Annotated in this window: 22 protein-coding genes; 7 read left to right on the forward strand and 15 right to left on the reverse strand. The window is 60.0% G+C overall.

The features are described from left to right. Positions 1-52 precede the first annotated feature (52 nt). Together MA884_RS18360 and MA884_RS18365 are read left to right on the forward strand one after the other, a co-directional pair. Positions 53-268, forward strand: coding sequence for a type II toxin-antitoxin system HicA family toxin (locus MA884_RS18360; protein ID WP_256231831.1), 216 nt, complete (start codon positions 53-55; stop codon positions 266-268). Between the two features lies 1 nt (position 269). Next, positions 270-680 carry a type II toxin-antitoxin system HicB family antitoxin gene (locus MA884_RS18365; protein WP_256231832.1) on the forward strand — a complete coding sequence of 137 codons (411 nt, stop codon included), beginning with the start codon at positions 270-272 and terminating at the stop codon, positions 678-680. Between the two features lie 143 nt (positions 681-823). Here the strand turns inward: MA884_RS18365 and MA884_RS18370 are convergent, their stop codons facing one another. Next, the gene (locus MA884_RS18370; RefSeq protein WP_177193336.1) at positions 824-970 is read right to left on the reverse strand and encodes a hypothetical protein; all 147 of its coding nucleotides are present in this window, start codon (positions 968-970) and stop codon (positions 824-826) included. A gap of 166 nt (positions 971-1,136) precedes the next feature. Between MA884_RS18370 and MA884_RS18375 the strand changes: the two genes are divergently transcribed. After that, on the forward strand, positions 1,137-1,550 hold the full coding sequence (locus MA884_RS18375; RefSeq protein WP_256231833.1) for a low affinity iron permease family protein: 414 nt from the start codon (positions 1,137-1,139) through the stop codon (positions 1,548-1,550). Positions 1,551-1,599: 49 nt separating this feature from the next. Here the strand turns inward: MA884_RS18375 and MA884_RS18380 are convergent, their stop codons facing one another. The 5 genes from MA884_RS18380 to fos all read right to left on the reverse strand — a co-directional run bounded on the left by MA884_RS18380 (position 1,600) and on the right by fos (position 5,910). After that, complete coding sequence (locus tag MA884_RS18380) at positions 1,600-2,508, reverse strand: SDR family oxidoreductase (RefSeq protein ID WP_256231834.1); 909 nt, start codon at positions 2,506-2,508, stop codon at positions 1,600-1,602. A 76-nt stretch (positions 2,509-2,584) separates the two neighbouring features. Then, the gene (locus MA884_RS18385) at positions 2,585-3,088 is read right to left on the reverse strand and encodes a DUF4142 domain-containing protein (RefSeq protein WP_256231835.1); all 504 of its coding nucleotides are present in this window, start codon (positions 3,086-3,088) and stop codon (positions 2,585-2,587) included. Positions 3,089-3,378: 290 nt separating this feature from the next. Then, on the reverse strand, positions 3,379-4,728 hold the full coding sequence (locus MA884_RS18390) for a diguanylate cyclase domain-containing protein (protein ID WP_256231868.1): 1,350 nt from the start codon (positions 4,726-4,728) through the stop codon (positions 3,379-3,381). A gap of 68 nt (positions 4,729-4,796) precedes the next feature. Then, complete coding sequence (locus MA884_RS18395; protein WP_256231836.1) at positions 4,797-5,435, reverse strand: LysE family translocator; 639 nt, start codon at positions 5,433-5,435, stop codon at positions 4,797-4,799. A 58-nt stretch (positions 5,436-5,493) separates the two neighbouring features. Next, positions 5,494-5,910, reverse strand: a complete 417-nt coding sequence (gene fos / locus MA884_RS18400; RefSeq protein ID WP_256231837.1) for a fosfomycin resistance glutathione transferase — start codon at positions 5,908-5,910, stop codon at positions 5,494-5,496. Positions 5,911-6,177: 267 nt separating this feature from the next. Between fos and MA884_RS18405 the strand changes: the two genes are divergently transcribed. Together MA884_RS18405 and MA884_RS18410 are read left to right on the forward strand one after the other, a co-directional pair. Continuing rightward, the gene (locus tag MA884_RS18405; protein WP_256231838.1) at positions 6,178-7,413 is read left to right on the forward strand and encodes an aminotransferase class I/II-fold pyridoxal phosphate-dependent enzyme; all 1,236 of its coding nucleotides are present in this window, start codon (positions 6,178-6,180) and stop codon (positions 7,411-7,413) included. 12 nt (positions 7,414-7,425) lie between these two features. Further along, the gene (locus tag MA884_RS18410) at positions 7,426-8,589 is read left to right on the forward strand and encodes an MFS transporter (protein WP_256231839.1); all 1,164 of its coding nucleotides are present in this window, start codon (positions 7,426-7,428) and stop codon (positions 8,587-8,589) included. On the opposite strand, the gene yiaY is transcribed toward MA884_RS18410, so the two are convergent. Continuing rightward, on the reverse strand, positions 8,586-9,734 hold the full coding sequence (gene yiaY / locus MA884_RS18415; protein ID WP_256231840.1) for an L-threonine dehydrogenase: 1,149 nt from the start codon (positions 9,732-9,734) through the stop codon (positions 8,586-8,588). The genes MA884_RS18410 and yiaY overlap by 4 nt on opposite strands. A 141-nt stretch (positions 9,735-9,875) precedes the next feature. Here yiaY and MA884_RS18420 point away from each other — a divergent pair, with 141 nt between their 5' ends. Continuing rightward, complete coding sequence (locus MA884_RS18420) at positions 9,876-10,895, forward strand: DUF4917 family protein (RefSeq protein WP_256231841.1); 1,020 nt, start codon at positions 9,876-9,878, stop codon at positions 10,893-10,895. A gap of 178 nt (positions 10,896-11,073) precedes the next feature. Here MA884_RS18420 and MA884_RS18425 read toward each other — a convergent pair whose 3' ends face one another. The 6 genes from MA884_RS18425 to MA884_RS18450 all read right to left on the reverse strand — a co-directional run bounded on the left by MA884_RS18425 (position 11,074) and on the right by MA884_RS18450 (position 15,914). Beyond that, a complete protein-coding gene (locus MA884_RS18425) occupies positions 11,074-11,418 on the reverse strand; it encodes a YegP family protein (RefSeq protein ID WP_256231842.1) in 345 nt (114 codons plus the stop codon). 68 nt (positions 11,419-11,486) lie between these two features. Next, positions 11,487-12,068, reverse strand: coding sequence for a DJ-1/PfpI family protein (locus MA884_RS18430; RefSeq protein WP_256231843.1), 582 nt, complete (start codon positions 12,066-12,068; stop codon positions 11,487-11,489). A 344-nt stretch (positions 12,069-12,412) separates the two neighbouring features. Further along, the gene (locus MA884_RS18435; protein ID WP_256231844.1) at positions 12,413-13,630 is read right to left on the reverse strand and encodes an SAM-dependent methyltransferase; all 1,218 of its coding nucleotides are present in this window, start codon (positions 13,628-13,630) and stop codon (positions 12,413-12,415) included. Positions 13,631-13,844: 214 nt separating this feature from the next. After that, positions 13,845-14,462: a TPM domain-containing protein gene (locus MA884_RS18440; RefSeq protein ID WP_256231845.1), complete on the reverse strand. Its 618-nt coding sequence runs from the start codon at positions 14,460-14,462 to the stop codon at positions 13,845-13,847. Positions 14,463-14,490: 28 nt separating this feature from the next. Then, positions 14,491-15,210: a YgcG family protein gene (locus MA884_RS18445; protein ID WP_256231846.1), complete on the reverse strand. Its 720-nt coding sequence runs from the start codon at positions 15,208-15,210 to the stop codon at positions 14,491-14,493. Positions 15,211-15,305: 95 nt separating this feature from the next. Next, complete coding sequence (locus MA884_RS18450; protein WP_256231848.1) at positions 15,306-15,914, reverse strand: LemA family protein; 609 nt, start codon at positions 15,912-15,914, stop codon at positions 15,306-15,308. A gap of 262 nt (positions 15,915-16,176) precedes the next feature. On the opposite strand from MA884_RS18450, the gene bglX reads away from it, so the two are divergent. Then, entirely contained in the window at positions 16,177-18,468 is a 2,292-nt protein-coding gene (gene bglX, locus MA884_RS18455; protein WP_256231849.1) for a beta-glucosidase BglX, read from the forward strand. 127 nt (positions 18,469-18,595) lie between these two features. Here bglX and MA884_RS18460 read toward each other — a convergent pair whose 3' ends face one another. Both MA884_RS18460 and MA884_RS18465 read right to left on the reverse strand, forming a co-directional pair. Next, the gene (locus tag MA884_RS18460; RefSeq protein ID WP_256231850.1) at positions 18,596-19,753 is read right to left on the reverse strand and encodes a phosphatidylserine/phosphatidylglycerophosphate/cardiolipin synthase family protein; all 1,158 of its coding nucleotides are present in this window, start codon (positions 19,751-19,753) and stop codon (positions 18,596-18,598) included. Between the two features lies 1 nt (position 19,754). After that, positions 19,755-20,345, reverse strand: coding sequence for a YceI family protein (locus MA884_RS18465; RefSeq protein WP_256231851.1), 591 nt, complete (start codon positions 20,343-20,345; stop codon positions 19,755-19,757). Positions 20,346-20,479 lie beyond the last annotated feature (134 nt).

The following is a 20,479-nucleotide window of genomic DNA, read 5'->3' on the forward strand; positions in this document are numbered from 1 at the left end:
CATCAAATTCAAGTAGGTATAGTAACCACCAAGCACACCACACGGAGGTGATGTGAATAGCCGATTTTTGATAAGCCAAATTGTTGCGGACGGTTGGTATCTGGTGCGGGTTCGAGGCAGTCATCATCACTTCAAACACCCGACCAAACCGGGGCTGGTCACGGTCCCTCATCCGAAGAAGGACCTGCTCAAAAAAACCGCCATCAGCATTTTGCAACAGGCCCTGCTACAAACGGCCAGTTGCCCTGAAATCCCGGAGAACGATTGACATGCTTTACCCGATTGCAATTTCCATGGGCGATGAGAAGCACGCCTGGGGTGTTGAAGTACCGGATATTCCCGGTTGTTTTTCTGCTGGCGATGACCTGGACGATGCCATGGCGATGGCCCGCGAGGCCATTGAGGGGCACTTCGAGATTCTGGCGGAGGACGGCTCGCCGATTCCATCGGCCAATACAGTCACCTTGCATGCAGCCAATCCTAAATACACCGGTTGCACCTGGGCGCTGGTGGACATTGATGTGACCAAGTATCTGGGCAAGGCGCAGAAGCTCAATATCACCTTGCCTGGCTATCTGCTGAACCGTATTGACGAGTACGTGTTGCACCATCCTGAAGAAAAGAGCCGTTCCGGGTTTCTGGCTTCGGCGGCGCTGAAGGTGTTACAGCAAGGACGTTGAAAACCAACCTGCCCCAAACTCCTGCCCTAACCCCTTGTGGGAGCGAGCCTGCAAGCGATGGCGCCATGTCAGCCAAGGAACAATCCTGCTGATCTGCCCATCGCGAGCAGGCTCGCTCCCACAGTTTTTTTGCAATAAGCCGGTTATTTTTTCTCCGAACCGGACTCCTGCATCTGCACCGACGACTTGGTGCCATCGGTATTGTCCTTGGTCTCGTTGTCCGAGTTGTCGAAGCAGCCCTGCAGGGCGAACAGGCAACAAGTGAGGCAGAAAGTGCGTGCGAGGTTCATGGTGTACTCCGATTGAGGGCTTTAAGGAGTGACCTCTGAATACGGTAAATGGTTGCGACGACCTTGCCGGCCAATGAACTTAAGGCAGCGCTGCAAATGTAAGTAGAATTTTCATTACCTCATTGCTGTCACACCAGACAGGTGCATCCCAGAAGGAAACGCAGCAATGAACTTCGCAAAAATCGCACAAAAACTGGCCCTATGGGCAGGGAGCCCCAAGACATTTTTGGGGGCGCTGGTGTTGTTGGTGCTCTGGGCAGTCAGCGGGCCGTTTTTCCAGTTCAACGACACCTGGCAACTGATCATCAACACCTCGACCACGATCATCACATTCCTGATGGTGTTCCTGATTCAGAACACGCAGAACCGTGATACCGACATCCTGCACCTGAAGGTCGACGAACTGATACGAGCGAACAAGAATGCGCACAATGCAATGCTCGGTCTGGAATCGCTGGACCTCAAGCAGTTGGAGGCAATGAGAAGGCACTACCAGGCCATGGGCGAGAAGGAGGCCAAGAATCTCGGCGCCGAGCAAGGCCTGGAGCCAAAAAACAAGATCGATCTGAATCAGTGCTGAGACTGGCGCACGCGAGCAGCGCTCGCTACTCGCGCGAACAAGCGTGAGGTCAGGGCAGCGGATTGCCGCCCGTCACACCGAACACTTCCCCGGTGATGTAGCTCGACTCCTGTGACGCCAGCAGCACATAAAGCGGTGCGCATTCGGCCGGTTGGCCTGGGCGCTTCATCGGCACCTGAGAGCCAAAGGTAGGAATTTTCTCCTGGGGTTGTCCGCCGCTGGGTTGCAGCACGGTCCAGATCGGCCCCGGTGCCACGGCATTGACCCGTATGCCCTTGCTGATTACTTGCCCTGCCAGCGCCTTGGTGAATGCGACGATGGCCGCTTTGGTGGTGGCGTAATCCAGCAGTGTTGCGGAAGGATCGTAAGACTGGATCGACGCGGTATTAATCACCGTCGCCCCAGCCGGCATCAGCGGCACTGCTGCCTTGCAGATCCAGAACATCGCATAGATGTTGGTTTTCATGGTGTCATCGAATTGCGCGGTGGTGATATCGGCAATGTCTTTCTGTGCCTCCTGCTTACCAGCAACATTCACCAGAATATCCAGGCCACCCAGTTGTTCATGGGCACTATTGACCAGTTGGACGCAGAATTTTTCATCCTTCAGATCGCCCGGGATTGCAATCGCCTTGCGACCCTCGGCCTCGATCAACTCAATGACTTGCCGGGCGTCACGCTCTTCGCTGGGTAGATAGTTGATCGCTACATCCGCGCCTTCCCGGGCGTAGGCGATGGCGGCGGCACGGCCGATGCCCGAGTCGCCACCAGTCACCAAAGCCTTGCGCCCTTCCAGGCGCCCAAAACCCTGGTAACTTTTTTCACCGTGATCGGGTCTTGGCACCATCTCCTGATCGATACCCGGCGGCGACTGTGGCTGGTCGGGGAAAGGCGGGCGGGGATATTGGGTCAGCGGGTTCTGCATCGCGTATTGGTTGGGTTCTCGGCGTGTGGACATCGAACTTCTCCTTTTCGGCGGGCAAGATGAGCCGGGGCGCTAACGTCCCGGTCCTGAAGGTAAATAATGCGGCGAATCAGCGACTGGCCTGGAGCGCCCGGGCCATTTCGAGATGGGTCTGCAACTTGGGCAGGGTTTCGTCGGCAAACGCCTTGATTTCCGGCACTTCGGTGGTCTTGGCCTGCTCCTGAATCTGCGCGATGGCTTCCTCGGTGGCCTTGACCTGGCTAGCGGCATAGGCAGCCTCGAACGATTCGCCTTCCGGCACTTGCGGCATCAGGGTTTTGGCTTTGTCGGCCACTTCTTCCCGGGGTGCGACTGGCAGGTCGAGCTTTTTCGCAATCTTGGCCAAATGCTGGTTGGCCGTGGTGCGGTCGTTGATCACCATGATGGTGTAATCCTTGACCTCCCTGGATTCAGCTTTCCCATGGGCCATACGGCTGGCCTCAATGTCGGCCATGCCTTTGGCCGAAGCATCGTTGATGAATTCGGCAGGCGATTGTGCCCAGGCACTGTTGGCACCCAGGCCCATCAGCACGACGAGACTGGTGGTGCGTAAAAAGGTGGCCATCCGGCTCATGGTCACGCCCTCCTCTAAAAAGTTGCGGCAGATTTCCCGCCACTGAATCAGAACCACCTCTAACGATCTGGACAAACGTCTGTCCCGAATACGGCCGATGCCGGCTTCAACGGGTGCACCTCGACGGACGATGAGGTTGGTGGTTCTCCCACATGTGCGACCCGATCCAGACGCCTTCGTTCGATCCAGGACAATGTTTCCGGCGAGCGGGCCCTACCTGATATTGGAAAGGGTTGCGGACTGAAAGGTTTGGAAAATCATGCCGCGCCACGACGAACGGTGGCCGCTGGTCAAATACCGAACGCCTTGTGATTTTGGCGTTTAGCGGCGTACATCGCCTCGTCGGCGTGGCGGAACAGCGCCACGTCTTCGGCGCCATGCTCGGGAAAACAGGCCACTCCGATGCTGGGTTCGATGCTCAGGCAGTGCCCGTCCAGGCGCAGCGGCTGGGTCAATGCATGACGGATTTTTTCCTGCACGCGATGGGCATCTTCCAAAGCCTGGACGCTGTGGAGCAGGACGACGAACTCATCACCGCCAATGCGCGCCACGGTATCGGTGTCGCGCACACAGCCCTGGAGCCGACTGGCCACCGCCTGCAACAACATGTCGCCCACCGCGTGGCCGTAGGTATCGTTGATCTGCTTGAAGCGATCCAGGTCGATATACAGCAACGCCATGCGCCCAGACGCGGCGCGGGCGGTGGCCAGTGCGGCCTTGAAGCGTTCGCGCAGCAATTCGCGGTTTGGCACCTGGGTCAACTGATCGTACTGGGCCATGCGCTGCAACCGGGCGTGCAATTGCTGGCGCTCGATGGCGATGGTCAGCTGTGCACAGACGTATTGCAGCAACTCCTTGTCTTGCTCGGTGTAGCGCTGGTTGTCTTGCGCGCTCTTGACGATCAACGCACCGATCGTGCCGTTCTGCGAGATCAGCGGCACACCCAGCCAGCAAGGCGCGTTCGGTTGCGCCACAAGGTCGCAAAACCCTAATGGCAACTGACTGCAACCGGGCGTCAGCAGGATCGGTTGGCCAGTGCGAATCACTTCGGCGCACAGGCGCTTGGTGACCGAGCCCGGCACATCGGGCTGTCGTTCCAGGTCATCGACGTGATAAGCAAAGTTCAGCTGCGCACACTGCTCGTCATACAGCGCCACCGAAAAATTCATCGCCGGCAGCCACTCGCCAATGATCAAGTGAATGCGCTTGAACAACGCCAGCATGTCCGCCGCGGTGTTGGCGGCCTCGGAAATCGCATACAACGCCGCCTGTCGGGACTCGGCCTGCTTGCGTTCAGTGATATCCCGGGCGACGGCGATCCGCAACTGGTCCGCCGGCGACCAACGCGCCGACCACAAAATATGCACCACCCGACCGTCCTTGCGCAGGTAGCGGTTCTCGAAATTGAGCTTGGGTTCGCCGTCCATGATCTCCCGCGCCGCTTCAAGAGTTCGCTGGCGGTCGGCAGGATGCACCAGGTCGATCATCGGCAGGCCGATCAATTCCTGCGGGGTATAACCGAAAATGCGCTCACAAGCGGCGCTGACAAACACGAAACGCCCCTGCCCGTCGACGGCGCACACGGCGTCCATCAAAAGGTCGATGTAACTGGCCAGCGGTGCGCCACTGCGAGTGTCCATGGGGCTGGTGGTCATCCGATAATGCAGCGTGGAGAAAAACCTTAGGTACGGCAGTGGGTACGTCGGCCTTACGTCCTGCTGGTCAACAGGCCCGGCACTGCATGCCACAAGGCGTTGATGGCAAACCCTATGAACATCACACCGCACAACCGGGTGATTGTCAGTTCGTGACGCTGATACAACGTGCGTATCCGACTCGCGCCCACAATACCAATGAGGATAGCGTAAGCAATCAGACCGCCGAGGAAACTGAGTGTGATCAGCCAGGGCAACATCGACCAATGCAGCAGCTCGGCACGGCTGGACAGCAAAGCGGTGAAGGTCGCCACCGCCACCGGATATGCCTTGGGATTGGTCAGGCCGAATATCACACCGTGCCAGAACGGCTGACGCGCCGGGCCTTGCGGTGCATCGGCGCTGCCCGCGCGAGCACGAACGGCCCGCAATCCCAACCAGAACAGATAAAGCCCGCTGACCACCCCCAAGGCATCAAAAGCCGTGCTGCCTATCTCACGCGCTCCGACAATCGCTGCCAGCGCGGTGCCACACCAGACCACATCCCCCAAAAGATGCCCGCAGAGAAACCCCGCCCCGGCCCGCCGCCCTCGCGCCGCGCCAATGCCGAACACCGCCAGCACCCCGGGTCCTGGTGTGATGCCATAGATGAAGCCGGAGGCAACGATGGTGAATAGTAGCGAGGGAGTCATGACGGACGGTCCTGTCGGAATTGGGCATCGTGCAGTTTATCCGGCCCTGGATGAAGGATCACGGCGCCGTAAAAAATTCCATAGCGACATAAGGCGCCTGCCGACAGGCCTGCAGGCGGGACGCCAGGTCCCCCACGTGAACTTCGAGTTTGTGCCCGTCCGGGTCGAGAAAATAAAACGAGTCACCTTCGCTGCGATTGTCTCGCCAAGGTGTCACCTGGGCTGCGTGCAAGCGCGCCAGCAATAGCGGGAAATTTTCGGCACTGATGCTGAATGCGTAATGGGTGTAGTCCGCCGCCGGCTCGGGATTACGCAACGGATCAAGGGACAGGCACAACCACAACCCAGGCAACGACAAATAAGCCCCGCTGGCCCACTTGGCCTCAAGGCGAAGCTGCAACAGCTCGCTATAAAAAACCACACTTCGGTCCAGATCCGTGACGGCAAGTGTCAAATGATTGAGGCCTGAGAGCATCGACGAGCAACCTTTGGAAAGAATATTGATGAACCAAACCCAGCGGACATAGGGGGAAAAACAGCGCCTTACCACGCTCCGACAGCGTAAATGGATTCCCCGCCCAGCCCCTTAGGCAAGATCCTACACAGAAGTCTCCGGTAACACTCAAACACGCCGGAAACGGCCGATTCAAAGCCCCGCATAACGATCTGTAAAGTCTGGAAACACACAAATATCGATACCACTCACGGACAGCACCACTCAACCAAGGAATGTAATCGCGCCATGAACCAGACTGCACAGCCGACCCATCGCTTCACCAACTACCGTAAGGTCATTTCCCTGGCGGACCAGGACTGGCGGAGCGCAGAAGTCGGAAAAACCTCAGGGCTGAACGTCGAGGTCAAGACACCCAACGTCCTGATCGACCAGTACGGCCGAACCTTGCATCACTTCTGCACAACTTCCTACCTGGGCCTGGATCACCATCCGGCGTTGCTGGACGGTGCCATGACAGCCCTGTGGGAAACCGGGACCTTGCGCGTCGCCGACTCGAAAACCCGCTGCAAGCTGGCGATCCTGGACCGATACGAAACCCAATTGTCGGAGTTGTTTGGCGCCAGCTGTCTCAGCGCCCTGTCATGCAGTGCCGCGAGCGCCGGGATCCTGCCATTGCTGGCCAGCGGCGCGCTCACGGACAACCGGCCGCCGGTCATGGTGTTTGACAAGCAGGCCCATTACTCGATGAATCACCTCAAGGCTGCTTGCGCCGATGAAACCCAGGTCATCACCGGGCCGCACAACGACATGGATTTCCTTGAAGACGTGTGCAAACGGCAGCGCAACGTGGCGTATGTGGCCGACGGTGCCTACAGCATGGGTGGGGTGGCGGATCTGGATAGCCTGTTGTATCTCAAACGACGCTATGGCCTGTTTCTCTATCTGGACGACTCCCACGCGCTGTCCACCGTAGGACAATGCGGGGCTGGTCTGGTCCGTTCACGCTTCCACGCCGTAGACGAGCGCACGCTGATTGTCGCCTCTCTGGCCAAATCATTCGGGGCCAGTGGCGGCCTGGCGATGTTTGGCAGTGAACGGCACAAAGCACTGGTGCAGCGCTATGGAGGGCCGAGCAATTGGTCCCAGAGCCTGAACGCAGCGGCCATTGGTGCCGGCATGGCCTCGATCCGCCTGCACAGAAGTCGAGAATTCAGCGCTTTGCAGGAGCGTTTGCAGGCTAATATCCGCTTCTTCGACAGCCTCATTCGCACCGAACAGCACGGCAGTGCCATGGCGATCCGTCTGGTAACTTGCGGTGAAGCAGCCCAGGCCAACAGCCTGGCGGTCGAACTGGCCGACCTGGGGTATTTCACTTCAGCGGTCTTTTTCCCGGTTGTGCCGCAAGACAAGGCCGCAATCCGCATCACCCTGCGCGCCGACATGGAGACGAACGTGATTCGCTCGTTCTGCGAACGAATCACCGATCTGCTGCTGGCACGCGGGCGTGACATCCGTCCTTGAACGAGCGCCTTGATGAAGAACCGCACGACCCTGATCATCACCTGCACCACCGTCTTCCTGGCACAACTGGGCATGAGCATCTACTTGCCGGCCCTGCCTGACATCGCTCGGGATCTGGGGGCCGATGCGTCCCGGGTTTCCTGGGGCTTGTCGGTTTACCTGATCGGCATGGCGCTGCCGATGTTGCTGTGGGGCAGCGTGAGCCAGCGTCTGGGACGCAAACCGGTGTTACTGGCGGCATTGGGGCTGTACGGCCTGAGCAACCTGGCCTTACCGCTGGGCTCGACAGTGGAGGCGTTCCTGACGCTCAGGTTGATTCAGGGCATCGGCGCCAGCGGTATCTCAGTGATGGCCCGGGTATTGATCCGTGACAGTTTCAGCGGCGATCTACTGGCCAAGGCCCTGTCATGGATCTCGATAGCCTTCGTGATTGCCCTTGGCATCGGTCAGTATCTGGGCTCTTTGATCCAGGTTGCCTTCGGCTGGGAAGCGATCTTCTACGGGTTGGGTGCGGTCAGCCTGGCCATGGCGGTCGCAGTGTCCCGGGTCGGGTTTCCCGTGCTGACAGAAAGCAGCAACGGGCAATCGGCGTGGCGCGTGTACGGCAGGATACTCAGATATCGAGGTTTTTTACTGCCGGCATTGGCCGGTGGCCTGGGTTACGGCGTGATCGTCGCGTTCAACACCGCAGCGCCGCTGATTTTGCAGGAAAGCTTTCATTGGTCAGCGATTGAGTACGGCCTGCTGGGCTGGCCGATCAGTGCGGCGTACCTGTTCGGCGCACTGGCGGTAAATGCCTTTGTACTTCGCACCGGCCAGCGACGGCTGATGAGCTGGGGCATTGCGCTGGTGCTGGGTGGCAGCGCGACCATGCTGCTGGGGAGCGTCGCACTGAGCAGCGTCGCGTTGCTGTTCTGGTTGCCATACTGCTTCGCGGTGTTCGGTCAATCGTTGAATTACCCCATCAGCCTGTCCCTGGCCAACGAGGGTTCACCGGTGACCGGGGCTTATGCCATGGCGTTGAGCGGTTTCCTGCATCAACTGATGGCATCGGCGATCGGCGCCATGGCCAGCCTGTTGTTGAGCCAACAGGCCTGGCCGCTGGCGGCGTTGTGCACGCTGTTGGCAGTGGCGGCACTGCTGTGCGGGCGGTTCATGCCGCCACGGGTCGCTTAAAATGCACTGCGGAAAATCTCCTCGATCTGTCGTTGATCCCCCGCCCGCGGGTTGGTCAGGCCGCAAGCGTCTTTCAAGGCGTTGGCCGCCAGCACCGGCACGTCGTTGAGGCGCACACCCAACTCCCGCAGGCCGGCTGGAATGTCTATGTCCAGAGCCAGGCTGCGGATCGCGGCGATGGCCACGCGTGCGCCCTCCTCCGGGCTGAGCTCGCGCGTATCGGCGCCCATGGCATGGGCCACGTCGGTCAGTCGAGAGGCACATACCGAGGCGTTGAAACTCTGTACATGGGGCAACAACACGGCGTTGCATACGCCATGGGGCAAGTCATAAAAGCCGCCCAGTTGATGGGCCATGGCATGCACGAAACCCAGCGAAGCATTGTTAAACGCCATCCCTGCGAGGAACTGCGCATAGGCCATGTTCTCCCGCGCCGTCAGATCGTTGCCGTCGCGCACGGCCTGGCGCAGATTGTTGCTGATCAACGTGACCGCTTTCAGCGCGCAGGCATCGGTGATCGGATTGGCGGCGGTGGATACGTAAGCCTCGATTGCATGAGTCAGCGCATCCATGCCGGTGGCGGCCGTCAATCCCTTGGGCATCGCCACCATCAACGCCGGATCGTTGACCGACATGAGCGGCGTCACGTTGCGGTCGACAATTGCCATTTTCACGTGGCGGGTCTCGTCGGTGATGATGCAAAAACGGGTCATCTCGCTGGCAGTACCTGCCGTGGTGTTGATGGCGATCAGCGGCAACTGCGGTTTACTCGAGCGGTCAACGCCTTCGTAGTCACTAATCTGCCCACCGTTGGTGGCGCACAAGGCGATGCCCTTGGCGCAATCGTGGGGCGAGCCGCCACCCAGCGACACCACGAAATCGCAATGGCTTTCCTTCAACAACCCCAGCCCGCGCTCGACATTGGCGATGCTGGGATTGGGCTTGGCACCGTCGAAAATCACCGAGTCAATGTCCTGTCGCGCCAGCAACTCGGCCACCTTGCTGGCGACGCCGGCCTTGGCCAACCCTGTGTCAGTGACAATCAGGGCCTTGCGAAAGCCGTAGTTGCCGATAGCGGTCATGGCCTCGTCGAGGCAACCCAGACCCATGACGTTCACGGCGGGAATGAAAAAAGTGCTGCTCATGGGAGATGTCTCCTGGAAGAGGCCGGGATTGGCAGGGCTACCAGAATGACCGACTGGTCACGACGCATCTTGATCTGGCTCAAGACTGGGTCGTGATAAAGTCGCGACCTGCCTTAACCACGTTTTGAGATAATTTTCGCAATGACCGACTTCCTGGAATACGACGCCCGGCTCGAAGACTGGAGTGCCTTGCGCGCCAGCACCGCCTTCAGCGGCTTGCTGGTGGGGAACGGTGCCAGTCGCGCCGTGTGGGACGATTTCGGCTATGACTCGCTGTTCGAAAACGCTCGCACCGTCGAGGAAAAGCCCCTGAGCCCGTCGGAACTGAGCGTGTTCGACGCGATGCAGACCCGCAGTTTCGAACAGGTGCTCGGCGCCCTGAAAACCACCAGCCGGGTCAACAAGGCGCTGGCCGTCAGTTCCGCGGCCCCACGCAATCGTTACTACGCAATCAAGGAAGCGCTGATCAACACCGTGCACGCGGTGCATATCCCGTGGCGACTGGTACAACCCTCGACCCTGGCGACGCTTAGCCAGGAGCTGAGCCGCTATCGCACGGTATTCACCACCAACTACGATCTGCTCAACTACTGGGCGATCCAGCATGCGCCCGAGACCGTCACCGACCTGTTCCTGGGCAGCGACCACAGTTTCGATCTGAGCCAGGTGGCCACGGACAAACCGCGCCTGCTGTACCTGCACGGTGGTCTGCACCTGGTGCGCAACCAGGACGGCACGGCGCGCAAACTCACGTCCACCGAAGGTACGCTGCTGGGCAATTTCGCCATCAACAATACGATCAAGACCCTCGACGACGTGCCGTTGTTCGTCAATGAAGGGCCGAGCCAGGACAAGCTCAAGACCATCCGCAGTTCTGACTACCTATCGTTCTGCTACGAACAGTTGCTGCACCACGGCGACAGCCTGTGCCTGTTTGGCCATGCCTTGGGCGAGCAGGACGGTCACATCGTCCATGCCCTGCGCCAGGCCGCGCCGAAAACCGTGGCGATCTCGATCTACCCCCGCAGCCAGGCGTTCATCCAGCACCAGAAACGGCATTTCGCCAAGGTGTTCCAGGGGTTGGCGGTTGAATTGCAGTTCTTCGATGCCAAGACTCATCCGCTGGGCGACCCGCAGTTGTCGGTGCCGGTGGAGGTTTAGAGCAAAGGTCGGCCCGGACAGTAACGTGGGGCGAGAGCATTTATCTGTGGGAGAATTTATCTGTGGGAGCAAAGCTTGCTCGCGATCAACGATGACTCGGTGTTTCCCGCACAATCGCAGCACCTGCACCACTGGCAAGCCTTGCTCCCAACATTGACCTTCGACTTTTGACGTCCTGTCAAAGCGCCGCCAGCGTCTTGTCCTTGATCACCGTCGTCGGTCCGTTGGCCATGACGCTGGCAATGCCCTTGTCCCGGGCGGCGTCAGAGGAATAGCTTTCGCTGCTGCCAATCACTTCGTGATTGCCAGCCTTGAGGTTGAAGTAAGGATGACCGTCCTTGGTGCTCTTGAGTTCATAACGTTCGGCCAGGGGGCTGTTCTTCTGCACCGAAGCGATGCCACCGTCGGCACTGCTGCGGGTCGTATACAGCTCACTGGTCAAAATCGTTTCGGCGTTGGCCGCCTTTAGCACAAACTTGAACTGGCCGTTACTGCTTTTGCTGACTTCGTACCATCCCGACATGTTCGTTCTCCTGGGCGGTTGAGACATCCCCGAGAGTAAAGACCCGCTGCGCTTGTTCTGCCAGTGCCTTACAAGGTGATGGCCGTGCCCAGCAGTGTCAGGAACCCCGCCAGCCAGTTCGGGTGCGCCGGCCAGGCTGGCGCGGTGGCCAGATTGCCTTGAACGTGGCCTTCAGTGACCGCGCGGTCGATAAAGGTCCCGCCCGCCAGGCGTATCTCCGGGGCGCATGCGGGATAGGCACTGCATTCGCGCCCTTCCAGGATGCCCGCCGCGGCCAGCAATTGCGCACCATGGCATACCGCCGCAATCGGCTTGCCCGCCTGGTCGAAATCACGCACCAGTTGCAGCACTTTCTCATTCAGGCGCAGATATTCCGGCGCACGTCCGCCCGGCACCAGCAACGCATCGTAATCAGCGGCCTCAACACCGACGAAATCATGATTCAGCGCGAACAGATGTCCCGGTTTTTCGCTGTAGGTCTGGTCGCCCTCGAAGTCGTGGATCGCCGTGCGTACGGTTTGCCCGGCGCTTTTGTCCGGGCACACGGCATGCACGGTGTGGCCGATCATCTGCAAGGCCTGGAACGGCACCATCACTTCATAGTCTTCGACGTAATCGCCGACCAGCATGAGGATCTTCTTAGCGGCCATGGGGTGGGCTCCTTTGGGGATGCGTTAGGGGGTGAACGCATTAAAGGTAGACCGATACGTCGGTAGATGAGGGATAAGCGGCGATTACCTGACGGGCTGCACATCTCTGGGTGCTGAATGCAACTTGTGGGAGCGAGCCTGCTCGCGATTCAGGCGACGCGGTTTTTCAGGTGCACCGCGTCATCGTTCATCGCGAGCAAGCTTTGCTCCCACAGGTTTGCTCCCACAGGTTTGCTCCTACAGGTTTGCTCCTACAGATTTGCTCCCACAGATTTGCTCCTACAGGTTTGCTCCCACAGGTTTGCTTCTACAGGCTCGCTCCCACAGGGTAATGTGCCAGTCGCTCAGGCGAGGTAACCGTCGGCGCGCAGCAGGGTTTCGAGGCAGTGCTCGGTGATGTGGTAGAACGCCTTGAGTTCCTGGATCTTCGCCAGCAGCTCTGCCGGGGCCACCGGTTCGGCGCGCTTGACCGCCAGGATCATCTTGTTCTTGTTGGTGTGGTCCAGGGAAATGAACTCGAACACCTTGGTTTCGTAGCCACAGGCCTCCAGAAACAGCGCCCGCAGACTGTCAGTGACCATTTCTGCCTGCTGGCCCAGGTGCAGGCCATATTGCAGCATCGGCTTGAGCAACGCCGGACTCTGGATTTGCAAGCGGATCTGCTTGTGGCAGCACGGCGAGCACATGATGATCGAAGCGCCCGAGCGAATGCCCATGTGGATCGCGTAGTCGGTGGCGATATCACAGGCGTGCAAGGCAATCATCACATCCACCGCAGCCGGCGCGACGCTGCGCACATCGCCGTGCTGGAAGCTCAGGCCCGGGTGCTCCAGCCGCGCGGCGGCTGCGTTGCACAGCTTGACCATGTCCTCTCGCAGTTCGACGCCGGTCACGATCCCTTCAGCCTGCAAGGTGTTGCGCAGGTAGTCATGGATGGCGAACGTCAGGTAGCCCTTGCCCGAGCCAAAGTCCGACACCCGCACCGGTTGATCCAGGGCCAGCGGCGAAGACGTCAGCGCATGGCTGAAGACTTCGATGAACTTGTTGATTTGCTTCCACTTGCGCGACATCGCCGGGATCAGCTCGTGCTTGTGGTTGGTCACGCCCAAATCCGCCAGGAACGGTCGGTTCAGGTCGAGGAAGCGATTTTTCTCGCGATTGTGCTCAGCCGATGGCACTTCTCGCAGCTGCTGGGGCTTGCTCTTGAACAGCGAGCTTTTGCCTTTTTTGCTGTACTCCAGTTGCGCTTCATCGGTGACAGCCAGCAGATGCGCATTCTTGAACGACACCGGCAAGAGCGCGGCGATGGTCGCCACGCCTTCGGCCAGCGGGAAATTCTTGGTGATGTCACGGGTTTTGTAGCGGTAAACGAAGGACAGGCATGGCTGATCCTTGACCGTCAACTGCTTGATGATCAGCCGTTGCAAGTCCGCTTCGTCACCGGCGTACTTGGCCAGCACCAGTTTGATGAAGGCGTTTTGCTCAAGACTGGTTTGCAGCAGCTCGATGAACTGGGCGTGGTGATCCGGCGCAGGACGGGCGGGGGTAGCAGTGACAGACATGGAAAAAGCGGCCTCGGGGCGGGCGGATCGGGAATGGCGGTTATTTTAGGGGGGATGGGCAGCGAGGGCACGGAAAAGTTCGTGTGGCGAGCGGTAGCCTCTGTAGGAGCAAGGCTTGCCCACGATGAACACGCCGCGACTCAGCAGGCCAAACCGAGTCATCGGTCATCGCGAGCAAGCTTTGCTCCCACTGGCTTGTGCTGGCAGAAACTTTTCAGCCCAGCACCACCAACCGATTCGGCAATTCATTGCGTGCGTGAGTCACCGGGACGTGTTCCTTGAGCAATTCGCCGCAGGCCTCGATGCAGGTGACGAAGCCCTGCAACGTCTGTCCCTGGCGGACCTGTTGGGTGAACGCCGCGACAATGGCCTCCCAGTGCTTGTTGTCGAGTCGATTGGAAATGCCTTCGTCAACCAGGATTTCCACATACCGCTCGGCCTCGCAAACGAAGATCAACATCCCGGTGCTGCCCACAGTGTGGTGCAAGTTTTGCTCGAGAAATTGCCGGCGCGCCAGATTGGAGGCGCGCCAGTGACGCACGGAACGAGGAATCAGGTGAGTGGTGATTGCAGGAATGCGAAACGCCAGGCACAGCACGATAAACAGGACCCACTGCACCAGCAGCAGACCGTGCGTGGTCAGCCAGCCCGTGAGGTAATGCACCACGCCGGGCACCACCAGGGCGAGCAGGCTGGCCCACAGCAGCGGGATATAGGCGTAGTCGTCGGCGCGGGCGGCGAGCACGGTGACCAGCTCGGCGTCGGTATCGCGCTCCACCCGGGCGATGGCCTCGGCGACCTTGCGTTGTTCGTGTTCAGTCAGTAATGCCATGGTTATAAGTGCCTGCTCATTATTATTGTCACCAGCCGCCCGACGAACCGCCGCCCCCGAAACTGCCTCCACCGCCGCTGAAGCCGCCGCCCCCACCGCCGAAACCACCGCCACCGCCATAGCCGCCCCCGGAACCACCGCGTCCGGCCGGCAGGATACCGAGCATCTGGCACACGAACACCGTCACGATGAAGAGCAGCACCAACAACACAAACAGCCCCGGATGACGTCCGACGAAATCGCCCTCCTCCTGGCCATCGGCACCGTACGCGGCAGCCGGCTCATCCAGCGCATTGCCGCCCAGCACCACCAGCATCGCCGCCACGCCGTCGCTGATACCCTTGTTGAAATTGCCGGCCTTGAACGCCGGGGTGATCACCTGGTTGATAATCACCGAACTTTGGGCGTCAGTCAGGCGGTCTTCCAGGCCGTAGCCCACTTCGATCCGCAGTTTACGGTCATCCCGGGCCACGATCAGTAGCGCGCCGTTGTTTTTATCTTTCTGCCCGATGCCCCAGTGACGACCCAGTTGATAGCCGAAGTCTTCGATGCTGGTGCCTTGCAGGTCCGCCAGCGTGACAACGACCACCTGTTCACCGGTGGCCTGTTCATGGGCCTTGAGCTGCGCATCCAGTTGCGTGCGCACCGACGGTTCAAGCATCTGGGCAGTGTCCACGATCCGCCCGGTCAGTGTCGGAAACTTCAGCTCGGCCTGGGCCGTGATGGCAAAGACCCAGAGCAACAGCAAGGCGCAGCTGCAAGCTGCAAGCTTCAAGCTATAAGCAAAAGCTGTGCGTATTGACTGTGCTTGAGGCTTGTAGCTTGAAGCTTGCAACTGATCCATCAAAACTTCACCTCAGGTGCTTTTTCGGCGTTGGGGCTGGTGGCCTCAAAGGTTTCGCGAATCGGCAGATCGCTGTACATCACGCTGTGCCATAGCCGGCCGGGGAAGGTGCGGATTTCGGTGTTGTAGTTCTGCACCGCCAGGATGAAGTCGCGGCGAGCCACGGCGATGCGGTTCTCGGTGCCTTCGAGTTGTGATTGCAAGGCCAGGAAATTCTGGTTGGCCTTGAGGTCCGGATAGCGCTCGACCACCACCATCAGGCGGCTCAACGCACCACTCAACTGGTCCTGGGCCTGCTGGAACTGCTTGAGTTTTTCCGGATTGTCCAGGGTACTGGCATCGACCTGGATGGACGTGGCCTTGGCCCGCGCCTCGACCACCGCCGTCAGGGTTTCCTGTTCGTGCTGGGCATAGCCCTTGACGGTTTCCACCAGGTTGGGGATCAGGTCGGCACGGCGCTGGTACTGGTTCTGCACCTGTCCCCAGGCCGCCTTGGCCTGTTCGTCCAGGGTTGGAATGTTGTTGATGCCGCAACCGGCCAGCAGCGTGGAGAACAACATCAGCGCCAGCATTTGCAGGCCGCAACGGTGGTTCAGTCGTAGGTTCATCGAGTGAAGCTCCCCTATACAGTCCATTGAAAAAAACACAGCCACCTATCGCACCAGTGTCTGGGGCATAATCTGCCGCCGCCACGGGATTGAATCGGGTCGATGGGCTAAAAGATGCCCTGTGCGAAACTAAGTTCATCCGCGTGCGTTCGAAAACAGTGCTGCTCTTATTCAGACAATACTCGAACAACAATAGCCGCTCCTCACATTTTGCTGACCGGCGTGTCCTGATTACCGCCCTTAGGCTTGCGAGAAACCATTCATGAAGAAGCTGTGTTTGCTGGGCCTGTTTGTCACACTGGCCAGTCAATCCGTATTAGCCGACAACCTGCCAGCCCCCATAGAGAACAAGGATGCCTTCATCAGCAACCTGATGAAGCAGATGACTCTTGAGGAAAAGATCGGCCAGTTGCGCCTGATCAGCATCGGTCCCGAGATGCCTCGGGAGATGATTCGCAAGGAAATCGCCGCCGGCAACATCGGCGGAACGTTCAACTCCATCACCCGGGCTGAAAACCGCCCGATGCAGGACGCGGCCATGCGCAGCCGGTTGAAGATCCCGATGTTCTTCGCCTATGACGTGATCCACGGCCATCGCACGATATTCCCGATCCCCCTGGCCCTGGCCTCTAGCTGGGACATGGACGCCATCTACCGCTCCGGCCGCGTCGCCGCCCAGGAAGCGGCGGCCGACAGCCTGGACATCACCTTCGCGCCGATGGTGGATATTTCCCGCGACCCACGCTGGGGCCGGACCTCCGAGGGCTTTGGCGAGGACACCTACCTGGTATCGCGCATCGCCGGGGTGATGGTCAAAGCATTCCAGGGCAGTGGCGCCAACGCGGCCGACAGCATCATGGCCAGCGTCAAGCACTTCGCCCTGTACGGCGCGGTGGAAGGTGGCCGGGACTACAACATCGTGGACATGAGCCCGGTGAAGATGTACCAGGACTACCTGCCACCCTACCGCGCCGCCATCGATGCGGGTGCCGGCGGGGTGATGGTCGCGCTGAACTCCATCAACGGCGTGCCTGCCACCGCCAACACCTGGCTGATGCACGACCTGTTGCGCAAGGAATGGGGGTTCAAGGGCCTGGCGGTCAGTGACCACGGCGCCATCTTCGAACTGATCAAACATGGCGTGGCCCGGGACGGTCGCGAAGCGGCGAAGCTGGCGATCAAGGCCGGCATCGACATGAGCATGAACGACTCGCTGTACGGCAAGGAGCTGCCTGGACTGCTCAAGGCCGGTGAAATCGAGCAGAGCGACATCGACAATGCGGTGCGCGAAGTCCTCGCCGCCAAATACGACATGGGCCTGTTCAAGGATCCGTACCTGCGCATCGGCAAGGCCGAGGACGACCCGGCCGACACCTACGCCGAAAGCCGCCTGCACCGCGACGATGCCCGTGACGTGGCCCGCCGCAGCCTGGTCCTGCTGGAAAACCGCAACCAGACCCTGCCCTTGAAGAAGAGCGCAAAAATCGCCCTGGTCGGCCCGCTGGCCAAGGCACCGATCGACATGATGGGCAGTTGGGCCGCTGCCGGTCGCCCTGCGCAATCGGTGACCTTGTTCGACGGCATGACCCGTGCCCTGGGCGCAGAATCGAAGCTGGTCTACGCCCGTGGCGCCAACATCACCGGCGACAAGAAGGTGCTCGACTACCTGAACTTCCTCAACTTCGACGCCCCGGAAGTGGTGGATGACCCACGTCCTGCCCAAGTGCTGATCGACGAAGCCGTGAAGGCCGCCAGGCAAGCCGATGTAGTGGTGGCTGCCGTGGGCGAGTCCCGTGGCATGTCCCACGAGTCCTCGAGCCGCACTGAACTGAGCATCCCCGCCAGCCAGCGCGAGCTGATCAAGGCCCTGAAGGCTACCGGCAAACCCCTGGTGCTGGTGCTGATGAACGGCCGTCCGCTGGCGCTGGTGGATGAAAAGCAACAAGCCGATGCGATCCTGGAAACCTGGTTCAGCGGCACCGAAGGCGGCAACGCCATCGCCGACGTATTGTTCGGCGACTACAACCCGTCGGGCAAACTGCCGATCTCCTTCCCTCGCTCGGTGGGACAGATTCCGACCTACTACAACCACCTGAGCATTGGCCGGCCATTCACGCCGGGCAAACCGGGCAACTACACCTCGCAATACTTCGATGACACCACCGGTCCGCTCTATCCGTTCGGCTACGGCCTGAGCTACACCGAATTCAGCCTGACGGACATGGCCCTGTCGTCCACCACGCTGAACAAGACCGGCAAGCTCGATGCCAGCGTGACCCTGGAAAACACCGGCGAGCGTGACGGCGAAACCGTGGTGCAACTCTATATCCAGGATGTGACCGGCTCGATCATCCGCCCAGTGAAGGAGCTGAAGAACTTCCGCAAGGTGACGCTCAAGGCTGGCGAGAAGAAAGTCATTCACTTCACTATCACCGAAGACGACTTGAAGTTCTACAACGCCCAGCTCAAATATGCTGCTGAACCGGGCAAGTTCAACGTCCAGATCGGCCTGGATTCCCAAGCGGTGAAGCAACAGAGGTTCGAATTGCTCTGATTCGCCAACAGCGCAAAAACCTGTGGGAGCGAGCCTGCTCGCGATGAGGGCCTACCAGTCACCGCATCATTGACTGTCAGGCCCTCATCGCGAGCAGGCTCGCTCCCACATTGTTTTTTGGTGAACCTTACCCCCGCCGCCCCAGCACATTCACCACCAACCGATCCACCAACCCCCACACCCGCTGCTTGACCCGTTTCCACAACGGTCGACGTTGCCAGGCCTCAAGGCTGACTTCCAGGCTCTGGGTGAAGTCGCGTTCGAAGCTCGCCGCCACCGCAGTGCTGAGCGTCGAGTCGAGGGCTTCAAGATTGGCTTCCAGGTTGAAGCGCAGGTTCCAGTGATCGAAATTGCAGGAGCCGATGCTGACCCAGTCGTCCACCAGCACCATCTTCAGGTGCAGGAAACACGGCTGGTATTCGAAGATTTTCACCCCGGCCTTGAGCAGACGCGGGTAGTAACGGTGCCCGGCGTAACGCACGGACGGGTGATCGGTGCGCGGGCCGGTGAGCAGCAGGCGCACATCGATGCCCCGGGTGGCAGCCTTGCGCAAGGAACGGCGCACGTTCCAGGTGGGCAAAAAGTACGGGGTCGCCATCCAGATCCGCTTTTGACCGCTGTTCAGGGCCCGGGACAACGATTGCAGAATGTCGCGATTCTGGCGGGCATCGGCATAAGCCACCCGCCCCATGCCCTCACCCATCGGCGGAACCCGGGGCAAGCGCGGCAAGCCGAAGTTGGACGCTGGCTTCCAGGCACGGCGATGACGGTTGGCGAGCCATTGGCGGTCAAACAGCAACTGCCAGTCCAGCACTAAGGGGCCGACGATTTCCACCATGACCTCGTGCCACTCGCAGCGGTCATCCAGCGGGCTCCAGAACTCATCGGTCACCCCGGTGCCGCCAACCACCGCCAGGCGCTGGTCCACCAACAGCAGCTTGCGGTGGTCGCGGTATAAATTGCGTACCCAGCGGCGCCAACTCAGGCGATTGTAAAAACGCAACTCCACGCCCGCCTCGATCAGGCGGTTGCGCAGGCCCAGGGTAAACGCCAGGCTGCCGTAGTCATCGAACAGGCAACGCACGCGAACACCGCGCTCGGCAGCCTGGACGAGTGCCTGGACCATCGCCTCGGCGCATGTCCCCGCTTCCACCAGGTACAGCTCCAGTTCGACCTGTTCCTGGGCGCGGGCGATTTCCACCAGCATGCGTGGAAAAAACTGCGGGCCGTCGATCAACAGCTCGAAGCGATTGCCTTCGCGCCACGGAAATACCGGGCCGCTCATGTCAGCGCGCCGTGAAAATCAGCACCGCATTCACCGGCACCGCGAGGCTGATGGCCGACAGCCCGGCTTGCTTGCGCAACGTCTCCAATCCCGGCGCCAGGTCGAAATCCGCCGCGTTGAGCACCACCGGCTCCAGGGTCACGACCTGGAACCGTCGTTCATCCAGGCGCGTTGCCAGCAGTTCGGCCTGATACACCTGTTGCTTGCCGTGCAGGTCGACGGTCAGCGGCAAGCGCAGTTCCAGTTGGGCGCCGTTGGCCAGGTCCTGGATCGGCAGCAGGTCGAGCTGCGCGGTAATGGTGGCGTCGGCAAATTGTTTGATCTCAAACAACTCGGCGCGCATGCGCTCGTCACGCAGGGGGATACCGCTGTTGACCGACTCCAGCTCCACTTCCAGCCGGACCATTCCCTTGGGCTGGACCTGGCCATGAAGCACCAGGAAGCGCTGGACTTCGGAAACGTTGCCGTTTTTGCTGCTGATAAACGACAGCCGCGACGATTCGCCGTCCAGGTACCAATTGGCCTGGGCCGGCAGCGCGGCGCAGGCCAGCAGCAAGGTCGCGACAGCGTGAGAAAAAGACCGCTTGAACATACACACTCGGAGGGCAGATAAACCTGTGGCGAACCTTAACCGGGCCGAGGGCGCTTGCAAACTGTCCGTTTCAACAACGACCCAGGAATACAGAGAACCTGAGGTGATGGGTTTTATCTGTGGGAGCACGGCTT

The sequence above is a fragment of the Pseudomonas sp. Q11 genome (genome assembly GCF_024494355.1).
Lineage (GTDB): Bacteria > Pseudomonadota > Gammaproteobacteria > Pseudomonadales > Pseudomonadaceae > Aquipseudomonas > Aquipseudomonas hefeiensis.

What these genes read in the sequence shown, in the direction of transcription:
- MA884_RS18380 (WP_256231834.1), bottom strand. Translation starts at nt 2,508, where the DNA reads ATGTCCACACGCCGAGAACCCAACCAATACGCGATGCAGAACCCGCTG.
- MA884_RS18460 (WP_256231850.1), bottom strand. Translation starts at nt 19,753, where the DNA reads ATGAGCGGCCCGGTATTTCCGTGGCGCGAAGGCAATCGCTTCGAGCTG.
- MA884_RS18410 (WP_256231839.1), top strand. Translation starts at nt 7,426, where the DNA reads ATGAAGAACCGCACGACCCTGATCATCACCTGCACCACCGTCTTCCTG.
- bglX (WP_256231849.1), top strand. Translation starts at nt 16,177, where the DNA reads ATGAAGAAGCTGTGTTTGCTGGGCCTGTTTGTCACACTGGCCAGTCAA.
- MA884_RS18430 (WP_256231843.1), bottom strand. Translation starts at nt 12,068, where the DNA reads ATGGCCGCTAAGAAGATCCTCATGCTGGTCGGCGATTACGTCGAAGAC.
- MA884_RS18425 (WP_256231842.1), bottom strand. Translation starts at nt 11,418, where the DNA reads ATGTCGGGATGGTACGAAGTCAGCAAAAGCAGTAACGGCCAGTTCAAG.
- MA884_RS18390 (WP_256231868.1), bottom strand. Translation starts at nt 4,728, where the DNA reads ATGGACACTCGCAGTGGCGCACCGCTGGCCAGTTACATCGACCTTTTG.
- fos (WP_256231837.1), bottom strand. Translation starts at nt 5,910, where the DNA reads ATGCTCTCAGGCCTCAATCATTTGACACTTGCCGTCACGGATCTGGAC.
- MA884_RS18465 (WP_256231851.1), bottom strand. Translation starts at nt 20,345, where the DNA reads ATGTTCAAGCGGTCTTTTTCTCACGCTGTCGCGACCTTGCTGCTGGCC.
- MA884_RS18405 (WP_256231838.1), top strand. Translation starts at nt 6,178, where the DNA reads ATGAACCAGACTGCACAGCCGACCCATCGCTTCACCAACTACCGTAAG.
- MA884_RS18375 (WP_256231833.1), top strand. Translation starts at nt 1,137, where the DNA reads ATGAACTTCGCAAAAATCGCACAAAAACTGGCCCTATGGGCAGGGAGC.
- MA884_RS18395 (WP_256231836.1), bottom strand. Translation starts at nt 5,435, where the DNA reads ATGACTCCCTCGCTACTATTCACCATCGTTGCCTCCGGCTTCATCTAT.
- yiaY (WP_256231840.1), bottom strand. Translation starts at nt 9,734, where the DNA reads ATGAGCAGCACTTTTTTCATTCCCGCCGTGAACGTCATGGGTCTGGGT.
- MA884_RS18435 (WP_256231844.1), bottom strand. Translation starts at nt 13,630, where the DNA reads ATGTCTGTCACTGCTACCCCCGCCCGTCCTGCGCCGGATCACCACGCC.
- MA884_RS18420 (WP_256231841.1), top strand. Translation starts at nt 9,876, where the DNA reads ATGACCGACTTCCTGGAATACGACGCCCGGCTCGAAGACTGGAGTGCC.
- MA884_RS18440 (WP_256231845.1), bottom strand. Translation starts at nt 14,462, where the DNA reads ATGGCATTACTGACTGAACACGAACAACGCAAGGTCGCCGAGGCCATC.
- MA884_RS18385 (WP_256231835.1), bottom strand. Translation starts at nt 3,088, where the DNA reads ATGAGCCGGATGGCCACCTTTTTACGCACCACCAGTCTCGTCGTGCTG.
- MA884_RS18370 (WP_177193336.1), bottom strand. Translation starts at nt 970, where the DNA reads ATGAACCTCGCACGCACTTTCTGCCTCACTTGTTGCCTGTTCGCCCTG.
- MA884_RS18450 (WP_256231848.1), bottom strand. Translation starts at nt 15,914, where the DNA reads ATGAACCTACGACTGAACCACCGTTGCGGCCTGCAAATGCTGGCGCTG.
- MA884_RS18365 (WP_256231832.1), top strand. Translation starts at nt 270, where the DNA reads ATGCTTTACCCGATTGCAATTTCCATGGGCGATGAGAAGCACGCCTGG.